Raw genomic sequence first — 16,326 nt, 5'->3', positions numbered from 1 at the left:
CCCCCGCGTGACGAAGGTCGGTGACACCTCGACGCCCGTGCTCACCCGAGGAGTTCGGTGAGGCGGGCCGCCTGTCGCTCGGCGGTCCCCGGCGGATTCCTGGGGTGTTCCGGATCCTCCATCGACAGCAGGAACAACCAGACGAGGGCGAGCAGGCGTCGGCAGTCCGGCACGCGCGCGGCCTCCGCCGGGGTGAGGTCGATCCGTTCGAGCAGTCGGCGCACGTCCAGGGACGAGTCCACCCAGCTCGATACGTGTTCGGTGATCTCCGCGAGTTCGAAGGCCCGATCGCTGCGCCCGGACTCCTCGAAGTCCACGACCCGGATCCGCGCCTGCGTCCCGCGCATTCCGTCGTCCGGGCAGGCCCCGGAATCCTCCAGGTAGTTGGCGAGATTTCCGTCCCCGGGACCGAAGACGGCAGGCACATGCCCGCGACCGAGGGCCCGGCGACCACCACCTCGATTCAGCCAGTGCACGCCCGCCGTGAGGGCCCGGCCGACCGGGGGTGTGGTGTCGAGCCGCCACCCCGCCCACTCGTCGATCCGGGCGATGATCGGGGCCTGCTGCCCCGGCCGGACCGCGAGTTCGCGGACGACCTCGTCCGGCACGGCCGCGTACAGCGTGTTCAACGTCGTGGCCAACGCGTCGACACGCTCGTCCCGCACGCTCGTGCCGCGCAGCGCGACCCCCGGCAGCCGGGACATCACCACGACCGGGCACGACGGTCGAGGATCCCGGCTCACCGGGCGCGGTGCCAGGTCGGGCGCGAAGCGGTGCAGCAGGGTCAGCGCGGTCCATTCCCGCCGGTGGTTGTCGTGCGCTCCGGCGCGAAACGTCTTGACCACCGTGTCGGGTCGGAATTCGAGGGCGTGGGTGCTCCACGGGCCGTTGGTCGTCATCCGGCCCAATCCTGCCGGACGGGCGCGTCTGCCACGTGGGCCCGACGCGGCCCGCCCGCAGCCCGCAGCCCGCAGGTCAGGCGAGGCGCCCGCCCCCGTCGACATGCAGAACCGTGCCGGTCACGTACGGGCTGGTGAGCGCGAACAGGACTGCCCGCACCACGTCGTCGGGCGTGCCGACCCGGCGGGCCGGGTTGCGCTCGGCGACCTGACGCAGGAACGCCTCCTTGTCGGCGCCCATGCCGTCCCAGGCGCCGGAGTCGACGATGCCGGGCGAGACGGCGTTGACCCGCAGCGGGGCGAGTTCCACCGCGAGCGCCTGGACCAGGAAGGCCAGTGCGCCGTTGGTGGTGGCCATCACCACCCGCCCGGGCGCGGGCCGCCACGCGGCCACACCGGAGAAGAAGGTGAACGAGCCACCCTCGCGCATCCGGCCGGCCAGGTGCTTGGCGAGCAACATCGGCCCGATCACCTTGGCCGCGAACGCGCGCTCCACGGAAGCGAGTTCGAGGTCGGCGACCGGACCGTTCGCGGGCATCGCCGCGGTCGAGACCAGGTCGTCGAAGCTCCCGACCTCGGCGGCGAACGCGTCGATCGAGTCCTCGTCGGCGAGGTCGAGAGCCAGGACCGTGGCCGACCCGGGCAGTGTGTCCGCCGTCTCCCGCAGCCGGGCCGGGTCCGGACCGGCGAGGATTGTTTCGGCCCCGGCGGCCGACACCTGCGCGGCCAGGGCCCGGCCCATGCCGGATCCGGCCCCGACGACGACGATCCGCCGCCCTTCGAGGCTCGGGGCGGGGATGTGCGCGGCGGTCCGGGAGAGGTCGGGCGTGACAGACATGGGTGGCACCTTCGTTGCTCATGCCGTATTTCGGGTGCATACGGCCGTGTATCTCGACTCTGCGGCACATCACACCCATACGTCCAAGGCATACTTTCTATCTCTGCCATAAACTGCGTCTATGGCAACGTTGCGGCAGTTGGAATACCTGGTGACCGTCGTCGACGCCGGGTCCTTCACCCGCGCCGCCGAGCTGCTGCACGTCTCCCAACCCGCGCTCTCGCACCAGGTCCAGGCCCTGGAGCGGGACAGCGGGGGCCCGCTCCTGGAACGGCTCCCCCGCGCGGTCCGGCCCACCCCGATGGGCCGCGCGATGTTGCCCCACGCCCGTGCCGCGCTCGCCGACGCCGCCCGGGCCCGCTCGGCCGCCCGCCGCGTGGCCGGTCTGGAGACCGGCGAACTACACCTCGCCTCGGTGTACTCGGTCAGCCTCGGCGTGCTCCCACCCGTCCTGCACCGGTGGCGCCGCACCCACCCCGAGATCCGGGTGAGCCTGGTGGACCACCGGCACGCCGGCGAACTGCACGAGACGATGACCGCCGGACGCGCCGACCTCGCCGTCGGCCCGCCCCCACCGCGCTGGGAGGGACCGCTGCGCGACCTGGGCGTCGAGGAGTTCGTCGTGGTGGTCCCGGCCGACGATCCGGCCGCCGCCGACGGCGCGACGCGGGTCCGGATCGACACGCTGGCCGAGCGCAGTTGGGTGCACTACGCCGCGGGAAACGGCCTGGCCGACGTGCTGGATCGTGCCTGCGCCGCCGCCGGGTTCCGGCCGAACACCGCCGTACGTACCGAACAGACCGCCGCCGCGCCCCTGCTCGCCGCGGCCGGTCTCGGTCCCACCCTGGTGCCCGCGAACGTCATCCCGCCGCACTTCCCCGGCCGACTGCTGCGCCCCGACCCACCCGTGCGCCGTGCGCTCGCCGCGTACACCCGCCCCCGGCCGGATCCGTTGACCACCGCGTTTCTCGACACGCTCACCGAGCACGCCCGCGTGCTGCCGGCGCACGTACGCGCCCGACTCGGCCCCGACCCGGACGGGGCCTGACGCCCGACGACCGCCGACCGACCCCGCCGACCGACGTTCGGCCTCCTCGATCCAACAGCACGAAAGCATCATTCGTAGGGGAAACCGGGCTTTCCCACACACGACGCACTCCGACGCGCGATCATGTCGGCATCCCGGGTGTGGGTGTTCCCGCACACCGGGCACGTCGAGCGAAGGAGTCGCCTGATGGCGTCGTCGGTGGAGGAACTGCGCGTGGCGCTGGAACGGGAGGCCGATGAACTGGCCCAGCGTCGCGAGGAGTTGGAAACGGAACTGGCCGAGGTGGAGCGACAACTCGAGGCCCGCCGCAACGCGGTCGCACACCTGACGGTGATCCGCCCCCTCGTCGCGTCCGTACCGCAGCCCCGCAGGGAGCAGAAGTCCGCGCCGCCCGCCACCGCTGCGGACCCGGAACCCGCGGCCAAGGCCGCAGCCAAGCCCGCGGCCGAGACCAAGCGCACCACCCCCGCGCCGCGCCGTCGCAAGGCCGCGCCCCGCCCCAAGGCCGCCGCCCCGGCACCGGCCGGCCCGCGCCGGAAGGTCGCCCGCGCCCCGAAGGCCGCCGCCCCCGCGCCGGCCGCCGAACGTCGGGTCCGTACCCACCTGCGCGACGAGATCGCCACACTGCTGAGCGCGAGCGAGCAGCCGATGAACGTCCGCCGACTCACCGAAGCCCTGGGCGAGGAGCCCACGAAGAGCCGCCTGGAGAGCGTCCGCACCTCCGCCGAGGGCCTGGTCAAGGCGGGCCGCGCCGGCAAGGCCGGCCGCGGCCTGTTCACCGCCGCCGGCTGACCGGACCACCCGCGCCCACGACACCGCCCGCGCGCCCCCACCGGCCAGGAAGCCGGCCCCGATCGGCGGCCCGTACCGCCTGCGCCGGGCGGGAGTTCGGGAGGCCGCGGTGGCCCGCCGCACGCACCCGCGGCGCCGGTCCGCCGCCGCAACTGCGGCCGGCTGTCCGGGTATCCGCCCCGACCCACCCCACCCGAAAACGCGCCGGCAGCGCGGCACGAGCCCCTCGGGGCGGTGTGCCGCGCTGCCGCGTACGCCGGGGGTCAGCCCTCGGCCGGGAGGTCGTACACGTTCTCCGGGGTGATGACGGAGGTGATCGCCTTGGCGAACAGCGTGCTGGGCTCGTTGCCGTCGTGCAGGATGTCGGTGTTGAGCAGGATGACCATCGTGGCGTCCTGCTCCGGCAGATACATCGTCACGCTCTCGTAGCCCGGCAGCGAGCCGTTGTGCCCGACCCAGCCGCGGACGCGGAACAGGCCGAGCCCGTAGCCGGCGTCGTCGAAGCCGGGCACGGGCACGAACTTCTCCCGCTGCTCCTGCACGGCCGGGGAGAGCAGCGTCCCGGTGGCCACCACCTTCGCCCAGCGACGCAGGTCGTGCAGGTCGGAGATCATCGCGCCGGCCGCCCACCCCCAACTCGGGTTCCAGTCCGTCGTGTCGGCGACCTCGCCGGTCAATGTCTGGTTGGTGTACCCGTGCGCGTGCGGCGCCGGGAACTCGGCGCCGCGCGGGAACAGGGTGTGCCGCAGGTGCGCCGGTCCGGTGACCCGCCGGTGGATGAACTCGGCCAGCGGCATCCGGCCCAGCTTCTCCACGACCAGGCCCAGCAGGACGGTGTTGGTGTTGGAGTACTGGAACGCGCTGCCCGGCGCGAAGACGTTCGGGTGCCGGAAGGCGTAGTCCAACAACTCCTGCGGGGTGAACGGACGGCTCGGGTCACTCAGGAACGCCTGCACGAAGTCCGGATCGGCGGTGTAGCTGAACAGGCCGCTGCGCATCTCCGCCAGTTGGCGGATGGTGATGTGGTCGCCGTCGGGCACCCCATCGATGTACGCGGAGATCGGGTCGTCCAGCCGGAGCCGCCCCTCGTCGACCAGTTCCAGGAGGGCGGTGACGGTGAACGTCTTGGTCTCGCTGCCGATCCGCATGTAGAGATCGGGCGTCATCGGCGCACCGGTGGCGGTGTCGGCCACCCCGGTCGATCGCACGTAACTGCCCCGACCGGGAAACCACAGACCGACCGTCACCCCCGGCACGCCGGTCTCCCGACGGGTCTGCGCGATCACCTCGTCGAGACGGGCCACAATCGCGGGATCCAGGCCGTGCGACGCATGGTCGCCGGGATCCGAGGCGTCGACGCGCGGATCGCCGGCGACGACGATCGTCGGTGGCGCGGCCTGCGCCAGGGGGCCGGCCAGGGTGAGCGGAACGAGGGCGGAAAGCGCGAACAGGGCGGCGGCGAGGCGGCAGCCGGAGGCACGGCGCATGGCGATATGTCTCTTCCGGGGATGAGGGGACCGGACAGCGGAGGGGACCCGCTCGGCCAAGGTGATCACCCTTGCGCGCACCGGACCGCGCGCCGACCGACACCGCCCGGCGATTCCACCCGTACGGCCGCCGGCGCCGCGCCCCGGACGGCCGACATCGCGCCGGGGCGCCGACATCGGTGGCCGACCGGCGCCGCCCCTCGGCCCCGATCGGGCGCCCGATAGCCTGAGGCGCACGCTTCCCGGCCGTCGGGCGTCCCGCTCCACGGACGTCGTCGCCGATTCGGCTTCGGTCCGGGAGCGGCCGTGTCGGGACCCGAGACACGTGCCGGTCGCGGTCGTCCCGCGGTCGGCACACGGCCCGACACGACCGGCTCGCATCCCCTACCAACTCGGAGGTTTCCATGTCACAGACGGTCAACTTCAAGGGCAACCCGGTCGCCGTCGCCGGTCGCCTCCCGCAGCCCGGCGACAGCGCGCCCGACTTCACCCTGGTGGCCAAGGACCTGTCCGACGTGTCGCTGGAGAACTACGCCGGCAAGCGGAAGGTGCTCAACATCTTCCCGAGCATCGACACCGGCACCTGCGCCGCGTCGGTGCGCCGGTTCAATGCGTCGGCCGCCGACCTGACGAACGCCGTCGTCCTGTGCATATCGGCCGACCTGCCGTTCGCCCAGGGCCGTTTCTGCGGTGCGGAGGGCCTGGACAACGTGGTGACGCTGTCCACCATGCGGGGCCGCGAGTTCCTGGAGAACTACGGTGTCGCGCTCACCGAGGGCCCGCTGGCGGGCGTCGCCACGCGCGCCGTCGTCGTACTGGACGAGAACAACGTGGTCGTGCACTCCGAACTGGTCGCCGAGATCGCCGAGGAGCCCGACTACGAGAAGGCGCTCACCGCCCTGAAGTAGGACGTGTCGCGGCGGGCCGATCGCATGGCGCATCCGTACGATCGGCACCCGCCGCCGCGACGCAGGACCGGATCGAGCCGACGACCTCGGCCGATCCGGTCTCCGGTGTCGGAACATCCATTTCACGCGGAGATCCCCGCATCGGCCGCGAATGGTTGATCTTGGCGCGGCACCCGATGCTAGGTTTTCACCGATTGTCAGCCGGTACGACACCATCCGGCGGGTTCCTCAGGCCGGACGCCCGGATCGCCGGAGAGCATCGGTGCCGTACCGTGCCACGTCGTACCGCGCGTCGGCCGTGATTCGAAACGAGTCCCCGATGTTCGAACACGACGCACCGGACACGCCACGCGCCGCCACCCGCAGCCGCCGCCGGCCGTGGCGCGCCCTCGCCGTGACCGCGTGTGCGGTGGCCGTCCTGGCGTCGTCGACCGCGTGCGGCGGAGGCGACGACAAGAAGGCCGCCGCCGCGCCGCCGCCGAGCGCCGGTCCGCAGACCCCCGGTTCGACGCCGCCCGCCGCCGGCGGCGCCACCCCCACGGCGTCCGCGTCCCAGTCGTCACTGCGGCCGTGTGTACCGGTCACCGCGACCGACAAGCCCACGCGCGGCACCCTCACCCGCGAGGACCTGCGCTTCGCGTCCCGCGACCCCAGGCCCGTCACCGGCGACGAGGTCTTCGGCCTCGCGCAACTGCCGTACAAGTACGCGGGTGGCATGCTGACCCGGACGTGCGTGAAGACCGTGGACGACTGCACCGCCGTGGCCTTCGGCAAGGCCGCCGAGCAGATCGCGCGATTGGGCTGCGAACGCGGCGTCGTCGCGCTCTACGTGGACAAGGCGAACAACGTCCAGACCACGGTCGGCGTGCTCCAGATGCCCACCGCCGTGGCCGCCGCCACCCTCGCGGTGGACGACCCCGACGGCTTTCGGGCGGTCACGCCGCCGACGGGGTCCGGCGCCGAGAGCTTCACGCCCGACGCCACCTTCAGCCGGGTCAACGAGTCGCTGTACCGCTACTACATCTACGAAATATCCGGCCGCGCGGACGGCAAGCAGCGCGAAGCCGGCGAGGCGGACCGCCACATCGCCGCCCAGAACGCCGTCTACCACCTCGTCGGCGACTCCCTGGACCGCCGCTCCGCCGGCGCCGCGTCGTAACCGACCCGCCCCGCTCGGGACGGCAACCGTCCCGAGCGGGGTACGGCACACATCCGGCGGTCGTGGGTATCGCATCCGCACGACCGGCGAGTGCTACCCCGCCACCATCGACAACGCCGACATGGGCTCTCCCGCCCAGATCCGCCGGGACGCCTCCTCCGGGTAGGCGGCGACCGTCTGCTCGGCGGCGAAGACCCGGGTCGCGCGCGACTTCGGCTCGTATGCGGGCCATCCCGGGTCGCCGTCCCTCGCGAAGGCCGTCCACGCGGCGCGCATGTGGGCGGACAGCGCCTCCGCCTCCTCGGTCGGACCGGCGCCGAACAGCAGGGCGGGTTGGCCCCGATCCAGGTTGCCGAACACGAGCGGGACGTCCAGGCCGTGACAGGCGCCGAGGACACCACCCATGCCCGGTGCGGACCAGGTCAGTTCGTACACGTGCGCCCGGCCGCCGCCGGCGATCCGCGCCTCGGCCAGGTGCAGGCTGGGCATTCGGAACAGCCGATCGGAGCGCACCAGTTCGTACAATTCCTCGGGACTCGCGTGCGGATACCCGGCGCGGTACCGGCGCGCGGCGTCGCGCTCCGGGCCGAACACCTCCAGGGCGGTCGCGGCCTGATCCTCCGTCACCTCGCCGAGCAGCCCGTCGAGCACGGTGAGCAGGCGCTGTTCGTCTCGTGTGTGGCCGACGAGGAGCGGTATATCCCGCCCGACGCCGTCGGCCAGGGCCCGCCACGGTGTGGCCGGGAGCGAATCGCCGTCGACGACCGGCGCGAACGGGGTCGCCCCGTGGGCGGCCCGCCCCCACCGCCCGGCCCAGCGGGTGATCCCGGCGGCCACCGCGTCCCCGGCCGCGGCCAATAACTCCGGCTCCACCTCGGACAGTTCGGCCGTCGTGGCGCGCAGCCCCAACTCGGCGGCACAACTCGCCGCGATGTCGGCGGCGAGCGCCGGCGTGAAGAACGTACCCTGCACGCTCTGCGCCACGGCCCGGCCGAACAACCCGGCCGCGCGCGGCATCGCCGACAACGCCGCGACCGACCCGCCGCCCGCCGACTGGCCGAAGACGGTGACCCGGTCCGGATCCCCGCCGAACGCCCGGATGTTGTCCCGTACCCACGTCAGCGCCGCGATCTGATCCAGCAGCCCCCGGTTGGCAGGCGCTCCCTCGATCAGCCCGAAACCCTCGAACCCCACGCGGTAGTTGAACGTCACCACCACGACGCCGCCGTCCCGCGCCAGGCGCGCGCCGTCGTACTCCGGCAGACCGGACATGCCGACCGTGTACGCGCCGCCCTGGATCCACACCATCACCGCAAGCCCCGCACCGGGACCCGGGTCGGGCGACCAGACGTTGACCGTCAGCCAGTCGTCGCCCACGGCGCCGCGCGCCGACTCGGCCATCCCGAGCGCGCCGCCCTGAGGCGGCGGCGGCCCGTATGCCAGGGCCGGTCGCACCCCGTCCCACCCGCGCACCGGCCGGGGCGCAGCGAACCGCAGCGCACCCACCGGCGGCTCGGCGAACGGGATGCCCCGGAACACCGCGACCCCCGCCTCCCGCCCGCCCCGCACCGCCCCGACCGCCGCCCGCACTTCGGGCTGCTCGACATCGGAGGACTCGGAGGGCTCGGACGGCTCGGATGCGCCAGGAATCATCACGACTGCCTTTCGGAGCGGGTCGGGTGCGCACGGCTTCGGCCCGAAGCACGGCGGAGAAGCCCGCGTCGCCCCGGACACCCCGGATCATCCCGCCGCACCGACCCACGCGCCGGCCATTTACCCCCGAGCCGCCCGGCCCGCGAAAAGCCGAAGCCGGGCGGCGGTACGGGACACCCCCTCCTCGCCCCGCACCGCCGCCCGGCTTCGGCCGGCCGTGGTCGCCTCTCGGCTAGCGCCGCTCCAGCATCGGCAGCCGCGATCGGGCCGAGTGCGCGGCGACCGTGTACCAGAGGTTGACCAGGTCCATCAACTGGTCCGGGCCGGTCGCCTCGCAGCGCACCGTGAGCAGGTCCACCCGCTCCGCGCCCGGGACCGCCGCCGCGAGCTCGGCGGCCAGCGGGATCTGGAAGCCGACCTCGAAGACGAACTTCTCCGGCAGCGCCAGCGGCTCCAGGACCGCGGCCTTCTCCACGGCCGCCGCCGCGCCGGCCCGGATCAGGTCCTGGGCGACGGTCGGGTGCAGGTTGTTCGCGGCGGTGAAGCCCTCGGCAGTCTTGACCGGGACGGTGATCACGCCGGGGAAGACCGCGGCGGTGGCGGCGCAGACCTCGTTGTCGCCGGTGACCAGTCCGATCGGGACGCCGTGCCGGGCCGCGAGGAGCGCGTTGACCTCGGCCTCGGTGACGGGCTTCCCGTTCAGCCGAACCGAGGTGAAGTCCGACGAGAAGGTGTGCGCGAGCACACCCGGCGCGCCGGCCGCCGCGTGGTAGCCGATGAACAGCGCGACACCGTGGTTCGCGCCGACGCCGTGCGCCATGCACTGGGCCTTCGGGCTCCCCAGGATCACCCGGGCGCGCGGGTCCAGATGCTGCACGATCAGGTTGTCCATCGTGCCGTGGCTGTCATTGATCAGGACGCTGTCCGCGCCCGCCGCGAAGGCACCCTCGATGGCCGCGTTGGCCTCGCCGGTCATGATCTCCTGCGCCCTGGTGTAGCCACCGCCGCCGCGCACGATCTGGTCGAGGGTGGCGATGCCCGCCACTCCTTCCATGTCGATCGAGATGTATACGTCCACGGAGTCTCCCGTTCGTCGCTCGTTGCCCGCCGCCCGGTGCCGGATGTCCGACGGGTACCGCCCGTCGGGTACCGCCCGTCGGCCGTCGCCCGTCCGGTGAGCATCACGCACGCCGGCCCGGACGGGCGTCGGCGATTCGAACAGGTTCGGATGGGGTTCTTTGTCCTCCCGGACGATTCGACCGCTGTGCACGCTGCCTAGCGTGAGCGCTCCCCGCGGCAGACCGCCGCCCTTCGAGGAGGTGCCCGACCCATGGGACGACCCACCCCGCCCGATGCCGCCACGCCGGCTTCCGACCGCTCGGACCACGCGGCCGCAGCGGGTTCGACCGCGCCCCTGCCGACCGCCGAAGACCTGCGGACGCGCCTCGCGGAGCTGGTCGAGAAGTCGGGGATCCCCGGGGCGAGCCTCGCGGTCCGGGTCGGCGATCGTACCGTCGCCACCGCGGTGGGCGTGCTCGACGTCGAGACGGAGTACCCGGCGACCACCGACTCGGTCTTCCAGATCGGCTCGATCACCAAGGTGTGGACCACGACCCTGGTGATGCAACTGGTCGACGAGGGCCTGATCGACCTCGACGTCCCGGTCCGTACCTACATCCCCGACCTGCGACTCGTCGACGAGGACGCCGCCGCACGGATGACGACCCGTCACCTCCTGTGCCACACCGCGGGTTTCGAGGGCGAACTGTTCGACGACCACGGCAACGGCGACGACTCCCTCGCCCGCCTGGTGGCCAGTCTGGCCACGGTCGGCGAGCAACTGTTCCCGCCCGGCGAGACGTTCTCGTACTCCAACGCCGGATTCGACCTGCTCGGCCGCATCGTCGAGGTGTGCACGGGAGTGACCTGGGAGCAGGCGCTGCGCGATCGCATCGTCGCCCCGCTCGGTCTGACGCATGTGGCCAACAACGCGACCGAGTCGATCCTGCTGCGCACCGCGATCGGACACATCGGCGGTCCCGACGGCACCAACGTCAAGGCGCCGGTGCACCACACCGACCGCAACGGCGCGCCCTCCGGCTCGGCGCTCGCCATGACCGCGACGGACCTGCTCGAATTCGCCGCCGCGCACATCCGGCTCGGGCAACTCCCCGACGGAAAGCGTCTGTTGTCCGAGGAGTCGGCGCGGGCGATGCGCGAGCCGCAGATCGAGATCGGCGGCGACGGCGCGTTCGGCGCGCGGCTGTGGGGCCTCGGCTGGATCCTCTACGACTGGTCCGGCGGCGAGGTCATCGGCCACGACGGCGGCACGATCGGCCAGGGCGCGATGTTGCGCGTGGTGCCGGAACGTGACGTCTCGATCGCCCTGTTGACCAACGGCGGTGCCCTGTACGGCGTGTACGACCTGATCTGCGAACTCCTCGAAACCCTCGCCGACGTGCGCCCGCCCGCCCCGGCGGTCCCGCCCGCCGAGCCGCCGGCCGTCGACACGAGCTACCTGGTCGGCAGTTACGCGTCGCCCGCGCAGCGGTTCGACATCGCCGAAACCGAGGACGGGCTGGTCGTCACCACGCAACTGCTCGGCCGGCTGGGCGCGCTGTTGGGCAACGACACGATGACCATGCGGGTGGTGCCGTCGAACGAGCGCATGCTGATCAGCACCGAGGCGGCGGGCGGACGGCACCAGCAGTTCCTCTTCCTCGGCGAGGGCGAGCGGGCCGAATTCCTGCACGTGGGCCGGGCGATGCGCCGCATCCCGGACGCCGGGGCCGAGTAGCCGCGGCCGGCTAAAGGTCGGCGAGGACCTTTTGGGCCTCGTCCACCGCCTCGGGGCCGGCCGGCAGCAGTGGCAGGCGCACGTTCGGGGTCGGGATACGGCCCTGGGCGTGCAGCACGCCCTTGATCACGGTGGGGTTCGGTTCGCGGAAGAGCGCGGCCGCCAGTCGGGCCAGGGCGTGCCCGAGCGGCCGGGCCCGGTCGAGGTCGCCGCGCCGCCAGGCGGCGGTCAGTTCGACAAAGCGGCCCGTGGCCACGTGCGCCGAGGCGAGTACGCCACCGGACGCGCCGAGCGCGAGCAGGGGCGACAGGAACGGGTCGTCGCCGACCAGGACCGCGAAGTCGGCCGGGAGGTCGCCGAGCAGGTCCATCGTCTCGCCGTCGATGCCGCCCTGCGCGAGCTTGACCCCGATCACGCCGGGAAGCCGGCCCAGCGCGCGCAGCGTGGCGGCGTCGAGGGGTCGGCCGGTGCGGTACGGGACGTGATACACGATCAGTGGCAGCGGAGCGGCCTTCGCCAGGTGGGTGAAGTGCGCCAGTACGCCGGCCTGCGAGGGGCGGCTGAAGTACGGCACCGGCACCAGCGCCGCCGCGGCCCCCGGCCGGTGCGCGAGGTCGGCCAGCGCGCGGTCACTGGCCCGGGTGTCGTTGCCGCCGGCGCCGATCACCAGGACCGCGTCGCGCTCCGCGCAGACGCGGGCGCAGACGTCGATCACGGTGGTGCGCTCGTCGGGGTCGAGCGTGGCGGCCTCCGCGGTGGTGCCCAGGGCGACGAGGCCGGTCGCGCCCGCGTCCAGGACGGAGTGGGCCAGGTCCGCGAGCGCGTCCACCGCGACGCGGCCGTCGGCGGCGAAGGGGGTGACGAGCGGGACGAGGATTCCGGTCAGGGGTGTATGCCGTTGCCGAGCCTGCGGGGTCTGATGCGTTTGCCGAGTCATGAACACGAGGGTGACCCGCATCGATTATGCAGGTCCAGTTCACATTCGTGAAGCTGAGCGTAAGCTGAGCCGATGCTCGACGTCCGCCGCCTGCGCCTGCTGCGCGAACTGTCCCTGCGCGGCACGATCGCCGCCGTCGCCGAAGCCCTCGCGTTCACCCCCTCGGCGGTGTCCCAGCAACTCGCCACCCTCGAACGCGAGGCGGGCGTCCCGCTCCTCGAACGCACCGGGCGACGGGTCACCCTCACCCCGGCCGGGCATACCCTGGTCGGCCACGCCGAGGCCGTGCTGGCCCGCCTGGAGCAGGCTGCGGCGGAGCTGGCCGACACCCGCCGCGGCCTGGCCGGCCCCCTGCGGATCGGCGCCTTCCCGACCGCGACCCGGGCGATGATCCTCCCGGCCCTGACCTCGCTCGTGGACCGCCATCCGGGCCTGGAGCCGATGGTGGTGGAGATCGACCCGGCCCGGGTCGCGGACGCGTTGCGCGCGGGCGACCTGGACGTCGCGCTGATCCACGAATACGACTTCGTCCCGACGGTCGCCGAACCGGGCATCGCCACAAGCCCGTTGTGCACGGAACCGATGTACCTGGCCGGCCGATTCCCACCGCCCGCGGGCACCCCCACCGACGCGGTGCTCCCCGGCTGCCGGAACTCCCCCTGGATCACCGCCACTCCGGGCACGTTGTGCCACGCCATGACCATCCGCGCCTGCCAGGCCGCCGGCTTCACCCCGCATGTCCGCCACCAGGTCGACGACTTCACCACAGTGCTGTCCCTGGTCGCCGCCGCCCAGGGCGTAGCCGTCGTCCCCCACCTGGGCATCCCCACCCCCACCCCCGCCGTATCCCTCACCCGCCTCCCCCTCCACCGCCGCACCAAAATCGCCCACCGAGAAGGCGCCACCCACCACCCGGCAATCCAAGCCATCACAAGGGCCCTGCAATCCTCAATCCCCACCGAACCGACCCCCACATGATCACCACCGTGAGCCCGCGCCGGGCCGGCATGTCGCGGCGGTGATCGCCCCGGTCAGTCCCGGAAGCCGGCGCGTCGGCGTAGCAGGGTTGTCATCAGGGCCAGCGGGGGCCAGTTCAGGCGGCCTTGGCGGGCCACCGCTCGGGCGCGCATCTCGACGGTCGGGGCGGTGAGGGGGATCAGTCGTACGCCGGGGGCCACGGTCGTGTCCAGGGGCAGCAGGCCCACGCCGAGGCCGGCCGCGATCATGCCCTGGACCAGGTCGAGGCTGTCGGCCTGGTGCGTCACCCGAGGGGTGAAGCCCACCATCGAGGCGAGCGTACGGATCACCGTCTCGTCGGCGGTGTTGCGGGAGTTGACGATCCAGTCGTGGGTGTCGAAGCGGTCGAAGACATCGAGCGTCGTGCCCTCGCGCGGGTCGGCGTCGGCGGGGACGCCCAGCCCCCAGCGCGCGGTCCACAGCGGCGTGGCACGCACCGTCGGGTCCTCGGCGGCCGGCGCCAGGTTGTAGTCGTAGGCCAGTGCCAGGTCGGTGGCATCCTCGGCCAGCAATGCCAGCGCCTCGGCCGGTTCGTGCTCACGGATGAGCACGCGCACGCGCGGATGACTCACCGCCAACTCCGCGACCACCGGCAGCAGATGGGCCCGGATCGCGGTGGCGTACCCGGCGATCCGCAGTGTGCCGTTGGGCTCTGCGCCGGGTGACAGGTCGTGGTGCGCCGCCTCGACGGCGGCGAGGATGGTCACCGCGTGCTCGGCCAGTCGGCGCCCGGCCGGGGTGAGCCGGACCCGGCGCCCCTGCGGCTCGATCAGCGCGGCGCCCATGTCCCGGGACAACGCCGCGATCTGCTGCGAGACGGTCGAGGTGGTCGTGTTCGATACGTCCGCGACCGCGCGCATCGACCCGAGTCGGGCCAGTTCCACGAGCACCTGTAGGCGTCGGGTCTCCATACGTTGTTCTCCCGGGTTCTCCGCCGCGAATCGTCCACGATTCGTGAACGATATCTTTTGGATCGGCACGTGGACACGAACGATGAGCGAGCCCTCTACTTGTCACATGAGCATTCCGGATCCCCGCACCCGACCCCCCGAGATCGGGCGTCCCGCCGGCGGTCGGCCGCGGCTGCCCGACACCGCAACCGGGGCGTTGATGGCCGTCGCCGCGATGTCCACCGTGCAGCTCGGACTGGCCCTTTCCGTGCCGCTGATCGACGACCTCGGCGCGCTCGGCACGGTCGCCCTGCGACTCGCGTGGGCCGGGGTGCTGCTGCTGGTCCTGGTCCGGCCGCGGAGGCGCGACTTCGGCGGTCGGGACCTGTGGGCGTGCACCATGCTCGGCGTGGTGAGCGGGTGCCTGATGGTGTTCTTCATGCTCGCCGTCGCGCGCCTGCCGCTCGGCACCGCGAGCGCGCTGGAATTCCTCGGCCCGCTGGCCGTGTCCCTGTACGGCGCGGGCGGCGGGCGGCGGCGCTGGACCGCCCTGGCCGGAGTCGGCGTCGTGCTGCTCACCGAACCCTGGCACGCCGGCATCGATCCGCTCGGCCTGGCCTTCGCGCTGGCCGCCGCGGCCTGCTGGGCGGCGTACATCCTGCTGACCCAACACGTCGGCGACCGGGTCACCGGCCTGAGCGGACTGGCCGTCTCGATGCCCGTGGCCGGACTCGTCGCCCTCCTCGCCGCCGCACCGACCGACCTGGGTCGGGTGACCTGGCACCTGGTGCTGATCATGCTGGGGTTGGCCGCGCTCAGCGCCGTACTGCCGTTCAGCCTCGAATTCCTCGCGCTGCGTCGGCTGACCACTTCCGCGTTCGGCACGCTGATGAGCCTGGAACCGGCGATCGCGCTCCTGATGGGCCTGGTGGTCCTCGACCAGATACCCGGTGCGGTCCCGGCGGCCGGCGTGATCTTCGTGGTTCTCGCCGGCATCGGCGCCACCCGCACCGGCGCCCGAACCGCCGCTCCGGAACCCGCCCGCCCGAGCGACCCGCTTCCCGACCCGCTTCCCGACCCGCAGGCGCGCGTGGCCGGATAGCGGCGGCCCGCTACCCCTCGCGCGCGGCGCGCGTCGCGGCCAGTCCGTCCAGGAGGTGTCCCAGGAGTCGGTCGAACGTCGCGTCCGGATCGGCGGACCGGGCCGGTTCCGCCAGGATCCGGGCCAGGCGCGGATGGTCCGGGCTCGTGACGACCGCGCGCAGGTAGCGGCCCTGGGCCTCGGCCAGTTCGCGAGTGGTCCGCCCGGCGCGCACCGCGGCACGATCCCGGGCGACCTCGTAGCCGACGTGGCTCGCCACGAACCCCGTCACCAGGCTGAACACTTCGAGCGCGCCCTGCCCGTCGAACCCGGCCGGTTCGAGCACGGCGAGCGCGTGTTCCGTGAAGGCGAGCGTGTTGGGGCCGAGCGTCTGCTGCTCCTGCAGGGCCGCCGGCAACCATGGATGACGAAGCATCAGATCGCGTTGGGCATGCGCCATGACGCGCAGATCCGCGATCCAGGCCCCCGTCGGCGCGGGCGGGGTGGGCTGGTCGCCGGCCACCCGGTCGATCATCAGCTCCAGCAGGGTCTCCTTGTTGGGCACGTAGGAGTACAGCGACATCACCCCGACGCCGACGCGCGCCGCGACGCCGCGCATGGTCACCGCGGCGAGGCCGTCGGCGTCGGCGATCGCGACGGCCGCGGCGGTGACCTCGGCGCGGCTGTGCGCCGGCGGGCGGCCCCGACGCGGTTGCGGCCGCTCCAGCCACAACGCCTCGGGGTCCACGCCGCCGCTGCGATCGGCCTCCGGACCGGCCACGACGGCTCCTTTCGCAGGTGGGTGCCAGGGGTGTCCATC

Annotated in this window: 15 protein-coding genes; 7 read left to right on the top strand and 8 right to left on the bottom strand. The window is 73.0% G+C overall.

Annotated features, from left to right (window positions below; genetic code table 11):
* Positions 1 to 41 precede the first annotated feature (41 nt).
* Both ACWGR4_RS28295 and ACWGR4_RS28290 read right to left on the bottom strand, forming a co-directional pair.
* Entirely contained in the window at positions 42 to 899 is an 858-nt protein-coding gene (locus ACWGR4_RS28295) for a phosphotransferase family protein (protein ID WP_452130895.1), read from the bottom strand.
* A 76-nt stretch (positions 900 to 975) separates the two neighbouring features.
* A complete protein-coding gene (locus tag ACWGR4_RS28290; RefSeq protein ID WP_452130896.1) occupies positions 976 to 1,737 on the bottom strand; it encodes an SDR family oxidoreductase in 762 nt (253 codons plus the stop codon).
* Positions 1,738 to 1,858: 121 nt separating this feature from the next.
* Here ACWGR4_RS28290 and ACWGR4_RS28285 point away from each other — a divergent pair, with 121 nt between their 5' ends.
* Both ACWGR4_RS28285 and ACWGR4_RS28280 read left to right on the top strand, forming a co-directional pair.
* Positions 1,859 to 2,785 carry a LysR family transcriptional regulator gene (locus ACWGR4_RS28285; RefSeq protein WP_452130897.1) on the top strand — a complete coding sequence of 309 codons (927 nt, stop codon included), beginning with the start codon at positions 1,859 to 1,861 and terminating at the stop codon, positions 2,783 to 2,785.
* Between the two features lie 186 nt (positions 2,786 to 2,971).
* A complete protein-coding gene (locus tag ACWGR4_RS28280) occupies positions 2,972 to 3,577 on the top strand; it encodes a hypothetical protein (protein WP_452130898.1) in 606 nt (201 codons plus the stop codon).
* Positions 3,578 to 3,840: 263 nt separating this feature from the next.
* Here ACWGR4_RS28280 and ACWGR4_RS28275 read toward each other — a convergent pair whose 3' ends face one another.
* Positions 3,841 to 5,064: a serine hydrolase domain-containing protein gene (locus tag ACWGR4_RS28275; RefSeq protein ID WP_452130899.1), complete on the bottom strand. Its 1,224-nt coding sequence runs from the start codon at positions 5,062 to 5,064 to the stop codon at positions 3,841 to 3,843.
* A 404-nt stretch (positions 5,065 to 5,468) separates the two neighbouring features.
* Here ACWGR4_RS28275 and tpx point away from each other — a divergent pair, with 404 nt between their 5' ends.
* Positions 5,469 to 5,972 carry a thiol peroxidase gene (tpx, locus tag ACWGR4_RS28270; RefSeq protein WP_380012198.1) on the top strand — a complete coding sequence of 168 codons (504 nt, stop codon included), beginning with the start codon at positions 5,469 to 5,471 and terminating at the stop codon, positions 5,970 to 5,972.
* A 319-nt stretch (positions 5,973 to 6,291) separates the two neighbouring features.
* A complete protein-coding gene (locus ACWGR4_RS28265; RefSeq protein WP_452130900.1) occupies positions 6,292 to 7,131 on the top strand; it encodes a hypothetical protein in 840 nt (279 codons plus the stop codon).
* A 93-nt stretch (positions 7,132 to 7,224) separates the two neighbouring features.
* Here ACWGR4_RS28265 and ACWGR4_RS28260 read toward each other — a convergent pair whose 3' ends face one another.
* Together ACWGR4_RS28260 and ACWGR4_RS28255 are read right to left on the bottom strand one after the other, a co-directional pair.
* Positions 7,225 to 8,784, bottom strand: coding sequence for a carboxylesterase/lipase family protein (locus ACWGR4_RS28260; RefSeq protein ID WP_452134136.1), 1,560 nt, complete (start codon positions 8,782 to 8,784; stop codon positions 7,225 to 7,227).
* A 232-nt stretch (positions 8,785 to 9,016) separates the two neighbouring features.
* Complete coding sequence (locus ACWGR4_RS28255) at positions 9,017 to 9,862, bottom strand: M55 family metallopeptidase (RefSeq protein ID WP_380012189.1); 846 nt, start codon at positions 9,860 to 9,862, stop codon at positions 9,017 to 9,019.
* A gap of 252 nt (positions 9,863 to 10,114) precedes the next feature.
* On the opposite strand from ACWGR4_RS28255, the gene ACWGR4_RS28250 reads away from it, so the two are divergent.
* Positions 10,115 to 11,581 carry a serine hydrolase domain-containing protein gene (locus ACWGR4_RS28250; protein WP_452134258.1) on the top strand — a complete coding sequence of 489 codons (1,467 nt, stop codon included), beginning with the start codon at positions 10,115 to 10,117 and terminating at the stop codon, positions 11,579 to 11,581.
* Between the two features lie 10 nt (positions 11,582 to 11,591).
* Here the strand turns inward: ACWGR4_RS28250 and ACWGR4_RS28245 are convergent, their stop codons facing one another.
* Positions 11,592 to 12,518: a 4-hydroxy-tetrahydrodipicolinate synthase family protein gene (locus ACWGR4_RS28245; protein ID WP_452131129.1), complete on the bottom strand. Its 927-nt coding sequence runs from the start codon at positions 12,516 to 12,518 to the stop codon at positions 11,592 to 11,594.
* Positions 12,519 to 12,590: 72 nt separating this feature from the next.
* Between ACWGR4_RS28245 and ACWGR4_RS28240 the strand changes: the two genes are divergently transcribed.
* Positions 12,591 to 13,496, top strand: coding sequence for a LysR family transcriptional regulator (locus ACWGR4_RS28240; protein WP_452131128.1), 906 nt, complete (start codon positions 12,591 to 12,593; stop codon positions 13,494 to 13,496).
* A 53-nt stretch (positions 13,497 to 13,549) separates the two neighbouring features.
* Here the strand turns inward: ACWGR4_RS28240 and ACWGR4_RS28235 are convergent, their stop codons facing one another.
* Complete coding sequence (locus ACWGR4_RS28235; RefSeq protein WP_452131127.1) at positions 13,550 to 14,446, bottom strand: LysR family transcriptional regulator; 897 nt, start codon at positions 14,444 to 14,446, stop codon at positions 13,550 to 13,552.
* 106 nt (positions 14,447 to 14,552) lie between these two features.
* On the opposite strand from ACWGR4_RS28235, the gene ACWGR4_RS28230 reads away from it, so the two are divergent.
* Positions 14,553 to 15,527, top strand: coding sequence for an EamA family transporter (locus ACWGR4_RS28230; protein ID WP_452131126.1), 975 nt, complete (start codon positions 14,553 to 14,555; stop codon positions 15,525 to 15,527).
* 10 nt (positions 15,528 to 15,537) lie between these two features.
* On the opposite strand, the gene ACWGR4_RS28225 is transcribed toward ACWGR4_RS28230, so the two are convergent.
* Entirely contained in the window at positions 15,538 to 16,287 is a 750-nt protein-coding gene (locus ACWGR4_RS28225) for a TetR/AcrR family transcriptional regulator C-terminal domain-containing protein (protein WP_452131125.1), read from the bottom strand.
* Between the last annotated feature and the right edge of the window lie 39 nt (positions 16,288 to 16,326).

Source organism: Embleya sp. NPDC055664 (assembly GCF_053618075.1).
Note: the sequence above shows the minus strand (reverse complement) of the source record. Positions and strands in the feature narration are given on the sequence as shown.